The organism is Marinobacter excellens LAMA 842, assembly GCF_001574445.1.
Classification (GTDB): Bacteria; Pseudomonadota; Gammaproteobacteria; order Pseudomonadales; family Oleiphilaceae; genus Marinobacter; species Marinobacter shengliensis.
Genome location: NZ_LOCO01000015.1, coordinates 45,343 through 61,018 on the forward strand (window position 1 = coordinate 45,343; position 15,676 = coordinate 61,018).

At 58.2% G+C, this 15,676-nt stretch carries 16 protein-coding genes; 9 read left to right on the forward strand and 7 right to left on the reverse strand.

Annotation, left to right across the window (positions count from 1 at the left end):
• Positions 1 to 4: 4 nt before the first annotated feature.
• From rsxC to metG, 4 genes are read right to left on the reverse strand one after another with little or no spacing between them, the layout of a single operon-like run.
• Positions 5 to 1,822 carry an electron transport complex subunit RsxC gene (gene rsxC / locus J122_RS12995; RefSeq protein WP_061332675.1) on the reverse strand — a complete coding sequence of 606 codons (1,818 nt, stop codon included), beginning with the start codon at positions 1,820 to 1,822 and terminating at the stop codon, positions 5 to 7.
• Positions 1,822 to 2,400, reverse strand: coding sequence for an electron transport complex subunit RsxB (gene rsxB / locus J122_RS13000; protein WP_061332676.1), 579 nt, complete (start codon positions 2,398 to 2,400; stop codon positions 1,822 to 1,824). Before rsxB ends, rsxC begins: the two co-directional genes overlap by 1 nt.
• A 15-nt stretch (positions 2,401 to 2,415) precedes the next feature.
• Positions 2,416 to 2,997, reverse strand: a complete 582-nt coding sequence (gene rsxA, locus J122_RS13005) for an electron transport complex subunit RsxA (RefSeq protein WP_058090326.1) — start codon at positions 2,995 to 2,997, stop codon at positions 2,416 to 2,418.
• A 24-nt stretch (positions 2,998 to 3,021) separates the two neighbouring features.
• On the reverse strand, positions 3,022 to 5,058 hold the full coding sequence (gene metG, locus J122_RS13010; RefSeq protein WP_061332677.1) for a methionine--tRNA ligase: 2,037 nt from the start codon (positions 5,056 to 5,058) through the stop codon (positions 3,022 to 3,024).
• A gap of 180 nt (positions 5,059 to 5,238) precedes the next feature.
• On the opposite strand from metG, the gene apbC reads away from it, so the two are divergent.
• The 4 genes from apbC to J122_RS13030 all read left to right on the forward strand — a co-directional run bounded on the left by apbC (position 5,239) and on the right by J122_RS13030 (position 9,153).
• On the forward strand, positions 5,239 to 6,339 hold the full coding sequence (gene apbC, locus J122_RS13015; protein ID WP_061332678.1) for an iron-sulfur cluster carrier protein ApbC: 1,101 nt from the start codon (positions 5,239 to 5,241) through the stop codon (positions 6,337 to 6,339).
• Positions 6,340 to 6,653: 314 nt separating this feature from the next.
• Complete coding sequence (gene dcd, locus J122_RS13020) at positions 6,654 to 7,220, forward strand: dCTP deaminase (RefSeq protein ID WP_011784457.1); 567 nt, start codon at positions 6,654 to 6,656, stop codon at positions 7,218 to 7,220.
• Positions 7,217 to 7,816 carry a YjaG family protein gene (locus tag J122_RS13025; protein ID WP_061332679.1) on the forward strand — a complete coding sequence of 200 codons (600 nt, stop codon included), beginning with the start codon at positions 7,217 to 7,219 and terminating at the stop codon, positions 7,814 to 7,816. The genes dcd and J122_RS13025 overlap by 4 nt, the downstream gene beginning before the upstream one ends.
• Before the next feature lie 65 nt (positions 7,817 to 7,881).
• On the forward strand, positions 7,882 to 9,153 hold the full coding sequence (locus J122_RS13030) for a valine--pyruvate transaminase (protein ID WP_061332680.1): 1,272 nt from the start codon (positions 7,882 to 7,884) through the stop codon (positions 9,151 to 9,153).
• Positions 9,154 to 9,176: 23 nt separating this feature from the next.
• Here the strand turns inward: J122_RS13030 and J122_RS13035 are convergent, their stop codons facing one another.
• From J122_RS13035 to purM, 3 genes are all read right to left on the reverse strand, one after another.
• The gene (locus tag J122_RS13035) at positions 9,177 to 9,926 is read right to left on the reverse strand and encodes a DUF3108 domain-containing protein (protein WP_061332681.1); all 750 of its coding nucleotides are present in this window, start codon (positions 9,924 to 9,926) and stop codon (positions 9,177 to 9,179) included.
• A 72-nt stretch (positions 9,927 to 9,998) separates the two neighbouring features.
• The gene (gene purN / locus J122_RS13040) at positions 9,999 to 10,661 is read right to left on the reverse strand and encodes a phosphoribosylglycinamide formyltransferase (RefSeq protein ID WP_061332682.1); all 663 of its coding nucleotides are present in this window, start codon (positions 10,659 to 10,661) and stop codon (positions 9,999 to 10,001) included.
• Entirely contained in the window at positions 10,658 to 11,722 is a 1,065-nt protein-coding gene (gene purM / locus J122_RS13045; RefSeq protein ID WP_061332683.1) for a phosphoribosylformylglycinamidine cyclo-ligase, read from the reverse strand. The genes purN and purM overlap by 4 nt, the downstream gene beginning before the upstream one ends.
• 233 nt (positions 11,723 to 11,955) lie before the next feature.
• On the opposite strand from purM, the gene J122_RS13050 reads away from it, so the two are divergent.
• From J122_RS13050 to J122_RS13070, 5 genes are read left to right on the forward strand one after another with little or no spacing between them, the layout of a single operon-like run.
• Entirely contained in the window at positions 11,956 to 13,215 is a 1,260-nt protein-coding gene (locus tag J122_RS13050) for a DUF2066 domain-containing protein (RefSeq protein ID WP_061332684.1), read from the forward strand.
• A gap of 20 nt (positions 13,216 to 13,235) precedes the next feature.
• Complete coding sequence (locus tag J122_RS13055) at positions 13,236 to 13,796, forward strand: CDP-alcohol phosphatidyltransferase family protein (RefSeq protein ID WP_061332685.1); 561 nt, start codon at positions 13,236 to 13,238, stop codon at positions 13,794 to 13,796.
• Positions 13,793 to 14,491, forward strand: coding sequence for a DnaA regulatory inactivator Hda (gene hda, locus J122_RS13060; RefSeq protein ID WP_061332686.1), 699 nt, complete (start codon positions 13,793 to 13,795; stop codon positions 14,489 to 14,491). Before J122_RS13055 ends, hda begins: the two co-directional genes overlap by 4 nt.
• A gap of 39 nt (positions 14,492 to 14,530) precedes the next feature.
• Entirely contained in the window at positions 14,531 to 15,328 is a 798-nt protein-coding gene (locus J122_RS13065; RefSeq protein WP_061332687.1) for a ParA family protein, read from the forward strand.
• A gap of 10 nt (positions 15,329 to 15,338) precedes the next feature.
• Positions 15,339 to 15,665 (forward strand): YqcC family protein, encoded by a 327-nt coding sequence (locus J122_RS13070; RefSeq protein WP_061332688.1) that lies wholly within the window; start codon positions 15,339 to 15,341, stop codon positions 15,663 to 15,665.
• Positions 15,666 to 15,676: the final 11 nt, after the last annotated feature.

Sequence of the window (15,676 nt, forward strand, 5' to 3'; positions counted from 1 at the left end):
TGGGTTACTCGGAGGACGCATCCGAGGTGTTGGCGGCCATCTGGCCCCGGGCCTCGGCCAGGGCCTCGCGGGCCCGTTCCACCCGGTCGTGATTCTTGGCCACAGCCCGTTCCAGCTTCTCCACGTTGTCGGCCTGCTGGGCACGGGCTTCATCCAGCATCCCTTGCATGGTGCTGAGTTTGGTTTCGGCCTGCATTAACTGTTTTTCCAGCGTTTCGATGTCCGGCTGCCCAACAGCAGCGGGCGCCGGTTCTGCTGCCTGGGCAGCCTTGGCTTTCTTGCGTTCCAGGGCCTGTTGCACCAGTGCTGCCTTTGCCGCCCGCTCATCGGTGGCTTCACCCTCGGCAACCGATTGTTCCGCTTCGGCCTGTTTCTGGGCCTGGGCTTCGGCGGCCGCCTTTGCCCGTTCCTTGCGCCGCAGTTCTTTCTCCTGCTGTTCCCGCTCCAACCGGGCCTGGCGGGCTTCAAAGCGCTCGCGGGCGTGGTCGGATTTCAGCTGCTCTGCACGCTGCTTGCGGATCTCATCCTTGGCGTAGCGGTAGTACTGAACCAGTGGAATGGAGCTTGGGCAAACGTAGGAGCAGGCGCCACACTCGATGCAATCAAACAGGTTCAGGTGTTCCGCTTTCTCGAATTCGGAGGCCTTCGAGTACCAGAACAGCTGCTGGGGCAGCAGTTCCATCGGGCAGGCCTCGGCACACTGGCTGCAGCGGATACACGGCTGTTCCGGTGGTGGTGCGGGCAACTCGTCAACGGTGGCGGCAATGATGCAGTTGGATGTTTTAACCAGCGGTATGGTGTCCGTGGTGAGGGTGTACCCCATCATGGGCCCGCCAAGCACCAGTCGGTTCAGCTGGCCCTCCTGCAGGCCGCCACTTTCCAACAGGTAACTGACCGGAGTGCCCACCAGTATCTCGAAGTTGCCCGGCTCCCGAATGGCCTTGCCAGTGACGGTGACAATACGAGAGATCAGAGGCTTACCTTCGAAAACAGCCCGGGACACCGCCATTGCGGTACCGACGTTCTGGCACATTACCCCGATATCGGCAGGAATGCCTCCGCTGGGCACTTCCAGGCCGGTCAGAATCTGGACCAGCTGCTTTTCCCCACCGGACGGATACTTGGTGGGAATCACTGCAATCTCAATCTGGGTGCCCTGAACCGCTTCCCGCATGGCGGCAATGGCCTCCGGCTTGTTGTCTTCGATACCGACCACACAGCGGGACGGCCGAAGAATCCAGGCCATCACTTTCAAGCCATTGACAACCTCTGTGGCGCGTTCGCGCATGGTCATATCGTCGGCGGTGATGTAGGGCTCGCATTCAGCGCCATTGAGGATCAGGGTTTCGACTTTTCGGTCTCGGGGCGGGCGCAGTTTGATGTCGGTAGGGAAGCCGGCGCCGCCCATACCGGCAATGCCTGCTTCCCGGATCAAGTCCAGTACCGTCTCCCGGTCCAGTTTGTGATAATCGCCGATGGGCTCAAGCTGGCACCACTGGTCTTCACCATCGGGTTTCAGCACCACGCACAAGTCAGACATACCAGAAGGGTGCGGAACCGGTCGCAGTTCGATGGCTTCAATAACGCCAGATGTAGACGCATGCACCGGCACGCCCATGCCAGTGGTGACATCGGCAATCTTCTGGCCTTTGAGTACACGCTCGCCAACCTCAACAATGACTTCAGCCGGCTCACCGATGTGCTGTTGTAACGGAAGTACCAGCCGCTCGGGTAGGCCGGCCATGCGAATGGGGCGGCTGGTGGACTGGTGTTTGTTTTCAGACGGATGAACGCCGCCGGAAAAATCCCATAGTTGCGTCATCAGGCACGGGCTCCCTGGCGATCAGTAGCAATAATGGTTGGTTCCGGAGGAGACCAGGTCCAGCTTCGGATGTCTGGCTCAATGGTGACCATGTCAATACAGTCCACGGGGCAGGGCTCCACACACAGGTCACAGCCTGTGCACTCGCTCTCAATAACGGTGTGCATATGTTTTGCGGAGCCAAGAATGGCGTCCACCGGGCAAGCCTGAATGCATTTGGTGCAGCCAATGCATTCGTCTTCGCGAATAACCGCAACCCGCTTGGCCTGAGCCACACCATGTTCGGCGTCCAGCGGCTGAGGTTCCACATCCAGCAGGTCGGCCAGCGCCTTGATGGTGGTTTCACCGCCTGGCGGGCATTTGTTGATGGCATCACCGTTGGCAATGGCTTCGGCGTAGGGGCGGCAGCCGGGGAAACCGCATTGGCCGCATTGGGTTTGAGGCAGCAGGGCATCTATCTGCTCGACCAGGGGGTTGCCTTCAACCTTGAAACGCTCCGAAGCAAAGCCCAGCAATCCGCCGAACACCAGGGCCAGGGCGAGCAGTACCACAACGGCAATCAGGAAACTTGTCCACATAAATCAACCGCTCCGTCAGACCGCAACCAGGCCAGTGAAACCCAGGAATGCCAGCGCCATCAAGCCTGCAGTGATCAAGCCGATAGACGCCCCCCTGAAGGCCACTGGTACATCCGACACGGCAATCCGCTCCCGCATGGCGGCAAACAGCACCAGCACCAGCGAGAAGCCTGCAGCAGCGCCGAAGCCGTACAAAACCGATTCAACGAAGTTGTTGTTCTTGTTGATGTTCAACAGCGCCACGCCAAGCACCGCACAATTGGTAGTGATCAGCGGCAGGAAAATGCCCAGTACGCGGTAGAGCAGGGGACTGGTCTTGCGGACCACCATTTCGGTGAACTGAACCACCACGGCAATCACCAGGATAAACGTGATGGTTCTCAGGAACGCAAGATCAAGGGGTTCCAGCAAATAGGTGTAAGCCAGGTAACTGCACACCGATGCAAGAGTCAGCACAAACGTGGTGGCCAGGGACATACCCATGGCGGTTTCCAGCTTGCCGGAAACCCCCATGAACGGACACAGCCCCAGGAACTGCACCAGTACGAAGTTGTTCACCAGAATGGTACTGACCAGTATCAGCAAATACTCTGTCATCGGAGTGTCTCTGCCTGTTGCTGCTTACATGACCCGCATGCCGGGCGTGGCACCGGAATCGGGCGACAGAATGAAAATCTCTTTACCCCCGGGGCCTGCCGCCAGGACCATGCCTTCGGACATGCCGAACTTCATCTTCCGGGGTTTCAGGTTGGCCACCATCACGGTCATACGGCCTTCCAGATCTTCCGGTTTGTAAGCTGACTTGATACCAGCAAACACATTGCGCTCGCCATGCCCCACATCAAGAGTCAGGCGAAGAAGCTTGTCTGCGCCTTCCACATGTTCGGCTTTGACAATCTTTGCCACGCGAAGATCCACTTTGGCGAAATCCGGGAACTCAATTTCATCGGCAACCGGCTCCAGATCCGGGGTCGGTTGTTTATTGGTGTCGCCCAGCGCCGCTGGCAGCTCTTCTTTCGAGGCATCCAGCATTTTCTCGATCTGAACCATGTCGACCCGGTTCATCAATGGCTTGAACTTGTCGATACCATGATCTTCCAGAAGTTCATGGCGGCGATTCCAGTTCAGCCGGTCATTCAGGAACGACTCGGAGGCCTGGGCCATCTTGGGCAGTACCGGTGCCAGGTAGGTGATCAGCAGGCGGAACATGTTGATGGCGTTGGTGCAGATGGCCTGTAGCTTGTCATCCTGGCCTTCCTGCTTGGCGATCACCCACGGCTGCTCGTCGTTCACGTACTGGTTGGCAATGTCGGCCAACTCCATGATCCGGCGCATCGCTCGGCCGAACTCGCGAGTTTCGTAGAACTCGGCGATCTGTTCACCGGCGTTGATAAACTCTTTCAGCTTGTCCTGTTCGGTGACCTTGCCCAGCTTGCCGTCGAAGCGCTTGGTGATGAACCCGGCGCTGCGGCTGGCGATGTTCACCACCTTGCCCACCAGATCCGAGTTCACCCGGGCAGCAAAGTCTTCCAGGTTCAGGTCCATATCATCCACACCGCCAGTCAGCTTGGCGGCGAAGTAATAGCGCAGGTATTCCGGGTCCAGATGGTCCAGATAGGTGCGGGCCATAATGAAGGTGCCGCGGGACTTGGACATCTTCTTGCCGTTGACCGTGACAAAGCCATGGGCCCAGACCGCCGTTGGCGTGCGGAAGCCGGCATCGTGGAGCATCGACGGCCAGAACAGGGCGTGGAAATTGATGATGTCCTTACCGATGAAGTGGTACACCTCGGCGGTGGAATCTTTCTTCCAGAAATGCTCGAAATCAATGCCCTCGCGGTTACACAGGTTCTTGAAGCTGGCCAGGTAACCGATAGGCGCGTCCAGCCAGACATAGAAATACTTGCCGGGCGCGTCCGGAATTTCGAACCCGAAATAGGGCGCATCCCGGCTGATGTCCCACTCCTGAAGGCCCGCATCCAGCCACTCGGCCAGCTTGTTCGCCACCTGCGGCTGCAGGGCACCACTGCGGGTCCACTTGCTCAGGAAATCGTGGAACTCCGGCAGCTTGAAGAAATAGTGCTCGGATTCTTTTTCCACCGGGGTGGCACCAGATACCGCAGAGCGCGGATTGATCAACTCGGCAGGGGTGTAGGTGGCGCCGCAGGCTTCGCAGTTATCGCCATACTGATCTTCCGCCTTACACTTGGGGCAAGTGCCCTTGATGAAACGGTCCGCCAGGAACATCTGCTTTTCAGGATCATAGAACTGGGTGATATTGCGGGTGGCGATATTCCCGTTCTGCTGGATCTGGCGGTAAATATACTCGGAGAAAAACTGGTTCTCCTCCGAATGGGTGGAATAGTAGTTGTTGAAACGGATATGGAAGCCGGCGAAGTCTTCCTGATGCTCCTGGCGAATCCGGTCAATCAGTTGCTCCGGGGTAATCCCCTCGCGCTCGGCCCGCAACATGATGGCGGTGCCATGGGCATCGTCGGCGCAAACGTAGTAGCAGTTGTGGCCACGCATATTCTGATAGCGCACCCAGATATCGGTCTGAATGTATTCCAGCAGGTGCCCCAGATGAATGGGCCCGTTGGCGTAGGGCAGGGCGCTGGTAACCAGGATATCGCGCTGTTGCTTGCTCGCTTGCGTCATGGTGATGTCCGAACCTTATGTTGAGTCGGGTTGGAAAGACAAAAACGGGGTTCCGGCGACAATCGAAATTGATTGTTCCAGGTAAAGACCCCATATGGTCAGAAACGGGCACAGATGATACCTTCCAAGCCATCATTTTTCACCTGCATTCAAGCTTATGAGCTTATTCCGGAGACCCCGATGACCCAGATTTCCCAACAGGCCCTAGAAACTGCCGTCAAAGAATACCGAGACCCCTATCTCAACAAGGACCTGTACGAGCTGGGTGCCGTGAAAAACCTGGCCGCAGACGACAACGGCAAGGTCACCCTGATGGTGGAACTGCCATACCCCTCCAAAGGCATCGCTGGAGGCCTCAAACAGATCGTAGCCAACGCCCTGGAATTTGTGGATGGCGTTGAAAGCGCCGAAGTCCACGTAGCCCAGAAAATCCACAGCTACAAAACCAACAAAGACCTCCCGGCCGTACCCGGCGTAAAAAACATCATCGCCGTCGCCTCTGGCAAAGGCGGCGTCGGCAAATCCACCACCGCCGTCAACCTCGCCTTGGCCCTGCAGGCCGAAGGCGCCCGGGTTGGCATCCTCGACGCCGACATCTACGGCCCCAGCATCGGCATGATGCTCGGCGTGCCCGAAGGCAAGCGCCCGGATGTCAGAGAAAACAAATACTTCGTCCCCATGCAGGCCCACGGCCTGCAAGCCAACTCCATGGCCTTCGTCACCACCGACAAAACCCCCATGGTCTGGCGCGGCCCCATGGTCAGCGGCGCCGTCATGCAGCTGCTCCAGCAAACCCTCTGGGACGAACTCGACTACCTCATCATCGACATGCCCCCCGGCACCGGCGACATCCAGCTCACCCTGGCCCAGAAAGTCCCGGTCACCGGCGCCGTCATAGTCACCACCCCCCAGGACATCGCCCTGCTGGACGGAAAAAAAGGCATCGAAATGTTCCGCAAAGTCGACATCCCGGTGTTGGGCGTGGTCGAAAACATGAGCGTGCACATCTGCTCCAACTGCGGCCATGAAGAACCCCTCTTCGGCCACGGCGGCGGCGAACGCATCGCAGAAGAATACGAAACCACCCTCCTGGGTCAGCTCCCCCTGCACATGACCATCCGCGAACAAACCGACAGCGGCGCCCCGACCGTCGCGGCTGAACCGGATTCCGAAGTGGCCCGGCGCTATCTGGATATCGCCAGAAGAGTGGGGGCGGAGCTGTCTACCCGGGAGCGGAACCTTGGTGGCACTATCTCCAGTGTTTCCGTCACCGAGCACTAACGAGTAAGCCAATAGGTAGTTTTAGTCAGGCGAGTAAGAATATACCTCGTATGTGGCGCTGCTCTGTTGGCGGCGATTCCACCAGAGTTTTGTCGGCAGGGGCAGGGATAGCTTTCCAAAAATCTCGTAGGCCATGGATGGCCGGAGCGAAGCGCACATGGATGTGCTCGTAGCGTTTTTTGGAAAGCTATCCCTGCTCCTGCCAAGCTCCAAACCAAGAAGGCTAGGAGGTCCAAGCGCCAGACCTTCGACAGGCACCAAGGTACAAGGTAAACTACGCCCCAATTTTTCCCAGCTGGAAACGAGAATTCACCATGAGCATCAAGTCCGATAAGTGGATCCGCCGGATGTCCGAACAACACGGCATGATCGAACCCTTCGAAGCCGGGCAAGTTCGGGAAAGCGAAAAGGGCCGCGTCATCTCCTACGGCACCTCAAGCTACGGCTACGACGTACGCTGCAGCAACGAATTCAAAATCTTCACCAACGTCCACAGCGCCACCGTAGACCCAAAGAACTTCGATGAAAACAGCTTCGTCAACTACACCGGCGACGTCTGCATCATCCCGCCGAACAGCTTCGCCCTGGCGCGCACCGTGGAATACTTCCGCATCCCCAGAAGCGTACTCACCATCTGCCTCGGCAAAAGCACCTACGCCCGCTGCGGCATCATCGTCAACGTTACCCCGCTGGAACCAGAGTGGGAAGGCCAGGTAACCCTGGAATTCTCCAACACCACCAACCTGCCAGCGAAAATCTACGCCAACGAAGGCGTCGCCCAGATGCTGTTCTTCGAATCCGACGAAATCTGCGAAACCAGCTACAAAGACCGGGGCGGCAAGTACCTTGGCCAGACCGGCGTGACCCTGCCCAGGACATGAACGCCAACCAGTTTCTTAAAGCCGTCTCACAACTGCAGGGCTGGCGCGAATGCGCCTTCCTGCTGGCCCTGGCCGAACGGGCCTTCCCCAACTACGCCCTGTTCGCTGACGCCGTTGGCATGAAAAGCGGTGGCAAAATGCGCCAGCTGCTTGACCTGGCCTGGGATACACTCCAGCAGGAGGCCACCGAAGCGGCCATCCCCCAGTTGCTCACCAAGCTCGAGAGCCTGAGCCCCAACGTTGACGACTACGACGCTTACGGTGTTTACCCGGCCTTCGACTTTTGCCAGTTGCTGGAACAGGCACTGCTCAACCGCCTGAACCCCAACAAACACCGCGCAACCGACGCATCCCAGCTGGCCACCAGGACCATAATGGACTTCGTTGAAATGTCCGAGGGTGAAGAGCTGGATGAAGACCAGTTGGTGCGCCTGTTTGAACAGCATCCGCTGCTCAAGGAAGATAAAATCTTCCAACGCGACACCGTGCTGGCCCTCAAGCGCCAGCGCACGCCACTGGAAGACTTTATCGCCGAACTCAAGGCGGATGCCGCCAGCGACGGCGTCAGCAATCTCGGTATTTCCCTCGATAGCTGAGCCGCTCCGGCTCACGCTACACTTATCAGCTACCTATTGAATTGCCTGTAGAACGGATCAGCGCCATGAAACTCTCTGCTTTTGGTCGTAAGTTCACCGCCGACGCCGGTATCACTTCCCTGATGGATGACCTGGGTAACGCCATGGCCTCCGGTGAAGGGATGATCATGATGGGAGGCGGTAATCCCGGGCATATTCCCGAGATTCAGGAGCGGGTGCAGGAAATTCTGGCGGGTATCGCGGCAGATGAGGGGCAGATGCGCCGGCTGGTCGGGATATATGATCCCCCCCAGGGTGAGAAGCAATTTATCGCCTCGCTGGCGGAATTGCTGAACAAGGAATACAACTGGGGGCTGAAGCCCGAGAACATCGCCCTGACCAATGGCAGCCAGGCGGCGTTCTTCATGCTGTTCAACATGTTTGGCGGCGACTATGGCGATGGCCACCGTAAACACATCCTGCTGCCCCTGGCGCCGGAATACATTGGCTATGCCGATGCTGGTATCGAGCCCGGTCTGTTTCAGGCGGTAAGGCCCGACATTTCCTTCACCGACGCCCATGAGTTCAAGTATCGGGTGGATTTTGATGCGGTGGAAGTGACCGGTGAAACCGGCGCCATCTGCGTATCCCGCCCCACCAACCCGACCGGCAATGTGATTACTGATGAAGAGCTGGCGAGGCTGGAGGGGTTGGCCCGACAACACGATATTCCGTTGATTGTCGATGGCGCCTACGGCACACCCTTCCCGAGCCTACTGTTTGTGGACGCCCAGCCCACCTGGAACGAGCAGATTATTCTGTGCCTGAGTTTGTCCAAGCTGGGTCTGCCGGCGGCTCGCACGGGTATCGTGATTGCGGCGGAGCCGATTATCAAGGCGTTGTCTGGCATTAACGCCATCATGAACCTGGCGACCGGAAGTTTTGGTGCCATGCTGGCCGAGCCTTTGGTGCGCTCTGGTGAGATCCTGTCACTGAGCCGTGATGTGGTTTGTCCGTTCTATAAAGCCAAGATGGAAAGAGCTGTGGAGGCGTTTCGTGACGCCATGGGTGAGGACAGTTGCCGCTGGTACATCCACAAACCAGAAGGCGCTATGTTCCTGTGGCTGTGGTTTCCGGATCTGCCGATTTCCAGCCTGGAACTGTATCAGCGGCTCAAGCAGAGAGGGGTGCTGGTGGTGTCTGGCCACTATTTCTTCCCGGGCTTGCCGGAGGATGACTGGCGCCACCGTCACGAATGCCTGCGCGTAACCTACTCTCAGGACGACGCGCAGGTGGCAGAAGGGCTGAGGATTATCGCAGATGAGGTCAAAGTGGTCTGGGCGGAATCCGGCCGCTAGGGCCGGAGCCGCCCGACGGGTAATCAGTCCCGAATGGTCGCGTCTTTAAGCTTCAGCTCGTATTCGCTGCCATCCGGCTCCACCTGGAGTAATCTGAGCAGCAGGTGGCCCTGGTTTGGATCTATCCACATCAGCGTCTGGCGCTTGGAATCCTCGCCTCGCACCTTTTCCACCTTCAGGGTTTGCGTTGTCTGGCCATTGGTGTTGATGGTGCTGTCGTCGTCAACAACCGCAAAACGATCCTCGTTATAACGGCCTTTATCAATGATGTTGTAGGTCAGGTCCCGTTTACCGGCTTTCAGATCCTGGTGCATCTGCAGCTGGAAGCCCAGTGGGTCCAGCGCCCCGTCCTTGAGTTCCAGTTCAAAGGATTTGCCCCGGTATTTCCCTGTTGCAATACCTGTCTGCCAGTCGAAATCTATGGACTGCTCCCGATTCCGAATCATCAGGCCTTTGAGGCTGTAGCGGTAGCGAAGCGGAACCACGCGGTCATCTTCCCAGAGAAGGACCACCGATTCGTCTATATCTGCAATAAACGACCTTACCTCTGTGCGATACAGCCACACATTATTGCCCTGATCGGTCAGGCTGCGTTTGCCAGCGCCACTGAGGCTGATGCCTTTTGACATGGACGCAGAGTAGGTGGCCTCGTGGGGGAAGAGGGCTGGGGTCGTGTCTTGAGTATCGGCGGCGGCAACCGTTATCGAGGCCAAACCGAACCAGAGTCCGGCCAGCCAGGTAACGATGCGCAAGGACGCTCTGAGTGTCTTCATCCGGAGCCTCTTTCACTGTATGTGTTTGCGACAGTGTAGCTTTTCAAAAGCCCGAGGGGGATGACAATCTGTTCAGCTGGCGGGTAAGCGCATGGGTTGTGACAGGGGGGCGCCATCAAAGAGCACGCCGTCACTCGCCAGTTGAATCCGGCCTTCACAGAACCAGCGAACCACGATCGGGTATAGCACGTGCTCCTGTTGCTGAACCCGCTCCGCCAGTGAGTCAGGCGTATCGTTTTCCTGCACGGCTACCTCGGCCTGGGCAATCACCGGCCCGCCGTCCAGTTCTTCCGTCACAAAGTGGATGGACACGCCATGCACTTTGTCGCCAGCTTCCAGTACTCTCTGGTGCGTGTTCAGGCCGGTATAAGCTGGCAGCAGGGACGGGTGAATGTTCAGCATCTTGCCGCGGAAGGCCCGAACAAAGTCTTCGGTCAGAATCCGCATGAAGCCTGCCAGCACAATCAGATCCGGGTTGTGGCGGCGGATCTCGGCCATTAGGGCGCCGTCGAATTCCTCACGGCTGCCATAGTCCTTGTGATTGATCACAAAGGTTTTGATATTCGCCTGGGCTGCCCGTTCCAGGGCAAAGGCACCGGGTTTGTTGCAGCCTACGGCCACAATGTCGCCCGGGAAGTCCCGGTCCCGCGAGGCGTCAATCAACGCCTGCAGGTTGGTGCCGCTGCCGGAGGCCAGTACCAGGATGGTCGGGAGTGGCGCGGGATCAGCCTTCATGCTGTGAGTAGTCCCGGTGCGTAGCGCACTTTCGGCTCATCATCGGCTGAGCTGGCCGCTTCAATGACGCCTACCTGCCATACTTTCTCGCCCATGGCATTCAGGGCATCCATGGCCAGCTCTTTCTGGTCGGCAGGAACGCAGACAATCATGCCGATACCGCAGTTAAAGGTGCGGTACATTTCCTCGCTGGCGACACCGCCGGAGTTTTGCAGCCATTGGAATACCGGTGGCAGTTCCCAGCTCTGGGTGTCGATGGCGGCAACTGTGCCAGCCGGCAGCACTCTGGGGATATTCTCAGGCAGGCCGCCGCCGGTGATGTGAGACAGGGCCCGCACGTCCACTTCACGAATCAGTTGCAGTATGTTCTTCACGTAAATGCGGGTGGGCGCCATCAGAGCGTCAGCCAGGGTGCTGTCGCCCATGGGCTGGCTCAGGTCGGCACCGCTGACTTCAATGATCTTGCGAATCAGTGAGTAGCCGTTGGAATGCGGGCCGGAGGAGCCCAGGGCCAGCATCACATCACCCGGCTGGGTGCGGCTGCCATCGATGACTTCACTACGCTCTACAATGCCCACACAGAAACCGGCCAGGTCATAGTCTTCGCCTTCGTACATGCCCGGCATCTCGGCGGTTTCGCCACCCACCAGTGCACAGCCGGACAACTCGCAGCCCTTGCCGATGCCGTCCACGACCTGGGCGGCAATATCCACGTTCAGCTTGCCGGTAGCGTAATAATCCAGGAAAAACAGGGGCTCTGCGCCGCCTACGATCAAATCATTCACGCACATGGCGACCAGATCAATGCCGATGCTGTCGTGCTTTTCGAGTTGCATGGCCAGGCGCAGTTTGGTGCCAACGCCGTCGGTGCCCGAGACCAGTACAGGTTCACGGTAACCGGCCGGGATGGACACCATGGCGCCGAAGCCGCCAAGCCCGCCGAGGACTTCGGGGCGGCGGGTACGGGCTGCCGTGTTCTTGATGCGGTTGACCAGATCGTTACCTGCGTCGATATCAACGCCGGCATCGCGATAGGTGAGGGAAGGCTTCTGTTCGCTCATGGAAATGTAACCGTTGGCCTGTGGGTCAGGCGGCGGATTTTAACAGGTGCGCACGGGCGCTCCAACCGGAATTCGGCAATGCGTGCAAATATTCAGGGTACATCATTGCCAACCTGCAACGGGGCCTTGCTACTCTCGTTTGTGGTGATGGTGTATCCTGTGCGCCAATCATGGGAACGGCAGGGTGTTACATGACTGGAACGGAAAAAAATGACGTTCGGACTTTCCGGGCAATGACTCTGTGGCTGGTGATGGCCGGGGCATTGTCAATGCTATTGGCCGGGACTGCGTCGGCAGTCACGGTGTCAGGACTGTATAACATTGAGGTAGCGGTCGACGGAACCGGCCAGAATGACCTTCAGGCAGGTTATGCCGAGGGTCTGCGGCGGGTTATGGTCAGGGTTTCCGGTACGCGGGACGTACTGCAACTTGAGGGCATAGACGATGTGCTCAAAGATGCAGAATCCCTGCTGCTGTCCTACCAGGTACGTCGTGAGAGTGGGGAGTCCAGGTTGCAGATGAGCTTCGGGGCGGTTGGCGTCAATCGGGCCCTGGCTTCGATTAATGCCCCGGTCTGGGGCGCAAATCGACCACTCACACTGGTTTGGGCTGCTATTGAAGACCGCGGTGAACGCAAGCTGCTGACTGCAGCAGCGGATGATGGCGAACAGGGTGACAGCGCCGTTGCTGATTGGCGCAGGGCGTTCCTGGCGGCAGCGGAAGAGCGCGGCTTACCCCTGGCCTTCCCGCCGCAGAGTGTCCAGGGAGACCGGGCGCTGCTGTCGGATCTCTGGGGCCAGTTTGTGGGCCGTATAAAGGAGGCATCGTCGGATCTGTCTCATGATGCCCTGGCATTGATGCGTATTAGTCGCTCTGGTGGTCAATGGCGCGCAGGCTGGGTATTCGACGGTATGAGCATGGATGCCTCGGAGCAATCGGTGACCGCGGCAGACCCGGAAGAACTGGCACGGCGTGCTGTTGGTCGCTGGGCCGATGCCTATGCCAGCCGCTACGCGGTTGCTGCCGGCGAGGTAGGTGAGGCGCCGCGAGTGGATATCGTGCTTGAGGGCGTCAATTCCTTAGCGGACTACGGCAATGTCGGAAAAGCACTGAACAGCTTTACGCCAGTGGTGTCTGTTGGTGCTTCCCGGGTGCGTAATGAGCGTATGACCGTTCAGGTGACCTTCACAGGGGAACTGGACCAGCTGAAAGAGTACATTGCGCTTGATCCCCGCTTTGTGGTCATGGACGGGCAGCCAGAGGAAACCGTACCGGCACCGCGCAGTGCGACCGCAGTAGCGCCAGTTGCCGAACCGAACGGTGCTGAGGAACCGGGCGAGGCCGGCGACCAGTACCCGGAGGGTGCCATGTTCGTTTACCAGCCGCTCGATGACGGCGACGAACAGGATGCCGAGCAGGCGTTCGAATCCCTGTATCAGGTGCTTTACTATCGCTGGCAGCCGGCTCCGGTTGTCCGTGGTGGCGGCAGCTAGGCGACGGCGGAGGTCTGCGCGTGACTTTGCAGCGTTGGCGATGGATTCCCAATGCCCTGACATTCCTGCGGATACTGCTCATTATTCCGTTCGCGTGGGCATTGCTGGAGGGGAATTATCGCCAGTCGCTGTTGATTTTCTTTCTTGCTGCCGCAACTGATGCTTTGGACGGCTTTCTGGCACGGCAGTTTAACTGGCGTTCCCGGCTTGGGGCCATTGCCGATCCGCTGGCTGATAAGGCATTGCTGATCACCGCTTACCTGATGCTGACCATCACCGGCATTATTCCGCTTTGGCTCTTCGCACTGGTGCTTGGCCGCGATCTGGTCATTGTCGGCGGTGCATTGATGTATCACTATGGTGTTGGCCGTTTTGAGATGGAGCCGAGTATTCCGGGCAAGATCAATACCTTTATTCAGATTCTCGTGGCGTTGGCGATTATCATTCTGATGGCAGACCTGCCAATGCAGCCCTGGGTAATGGACGTTGGCATATTGCTGGTTGCCTTGTCGGCCATATTCAGCGGCTGCCATTACATTCTGATTTGGGGTGCGCGCGCCTGGAGAGCCAAACGCTCATGACCACGTCACAGATGGTTCTCGGGGTGAAGCTCCGTGACGACGCCCGGTTTGATAACTTCCATGGCGATCGCAATCGAGATGCGGCGCTCCGGCTGGAGGCAGTTTGCACGCAGCCGGCCGGAGCACCTGTTGTGGTGATCTGCGGCGACTCCGACACCGGCAAAAGCCATTTGTTGCAAGCGGTCTGTCATTTTGCCGAGCAGCGGGGCCAGAGCGCTGTGTGCATCAGTATCGGTGAGTTGATGCCGTTTGGGCCTGAGGCGCTTGCGGGATTGGAAGGGCATGACGTGGTCTGCCTGGATGATCTTGACCTGATAGCGGGTGATGCTCACTGGGAGGAAGCCGTTTTCCATCTGTACAACCGGATTCTGGACCGCCAGGGGTTGTTGATGGTGACCCTGTCGGAGGTGCCGGCGGCGTTGCCGTTCGGTCTCGCTGACCTTGGTTCCCGGCTGGCACACGGCTTGCTGGTTCAGCTTGGTGTTTACCGGGATGAAGACCGGTCAAGAATTTTGATGGCCAGGGCCGAGCAGCGTGGTCTGGTGATGAGCGATGATGTGGCCGGATTTATCATGCGCCGGGCTCCGCGCCGCCTTGGTCAACTGCTTGGGATTCTGGACACACTGGATGAGAACTCCCTGCAGGCCCAGCGGAGATTGACCATTCCGTTTGTGAAGTCGGTAATGGGATGGTAGTGACGGATTTATAACGATAAAGGCCATTGGAGAGACGACATGAGACGGGTTGTATTCAATCAGAAAGGCGGTGTGGGTAAGTCCAGCATCACCTGTAACCTGGCGGCGATCAGCGCGGCCCGGGGCAAGCGCACCCTGGTGGTGGATCTGGATCCGCAAGGTAACTCAACACACTATCTGCTGGGTAAGCCGGCATCTGAACTGAAAGATACCGCAGCGGATCTTCTGGAGCAGACCGTTGCCTTCAGTATGTTCACCCGCCGCCCGGATGAGTTTGTGCATGCCTCATCTTTCAATAATCTGTTTGTTCTGCCGTCCAGCCCGGAGCTGGACTTCCTGGAGCGCAAACTCGAAGCCAAGCACAAGATCTACAAGCTTCGTGAATTTCTGAAAAAGCTCAGCGATTCTTTCGATGAGATCTACATCGATACCGCGCCCGCCCTGAATTTCTACACCCGCTCGGCCTTGATTGCGGCTCAGCGGTGTTTGATTCCTTTCGACTGTGATGATTTCTCACGCCAGGCGTTGTACAACATTCTTCATGAAATCAAAGAGCTGCAGGAAGATCATAATCAGGAGCTGGTGGTGGAGGGTATCATTGCCAACCAGTTCCAGCCGCGTGCCAGCCTGCCCAAACAGTTGGTGAAAGAACTCACGGAGGAGGGGTTGCCAGTGTTGCCGGTGCGGCTATCCAGCTCGGTGAAAATGAAAGAATCCCATCAAAGCCGGCAGCCGCTGATTCATATGGCACCCAAGCACGCATTGACCCGCCAGTTTGAAGACCTGTACCGGGTATTGCATGGTGAGTCGGTTGAACTTGAGCCCTTGGCCGACTGATCGGGTGACCATGAGTAATCGAGTGGACCAGGTAACCGACAGCCTGCTGAGAATCGAGATTGAGCTCCGGCGGATGGACGTCTGGGAGGCGAGCCCACCACCGGAGCATGCGTTCCGGAGCACCCAGCCGTTCTGTCTCGACACTATGGAGTTCACCCAGTGGCTGCAGTTTGTCTTCTTGCAGAAAATGAAAGCGCTGGTGGAGGCGGGGCAACCGTTACCCTCGGTATCTGGCATTGCGCCCATGGCGGAAGAGCATTTCCGGGGGCGGGCGCAGTCAGGCCAGCGCCTTGTTCAGGCGCTGGAAGAGATAGACCGGTTGTTGTCTGGTCGTTGAGTTCGACGCCA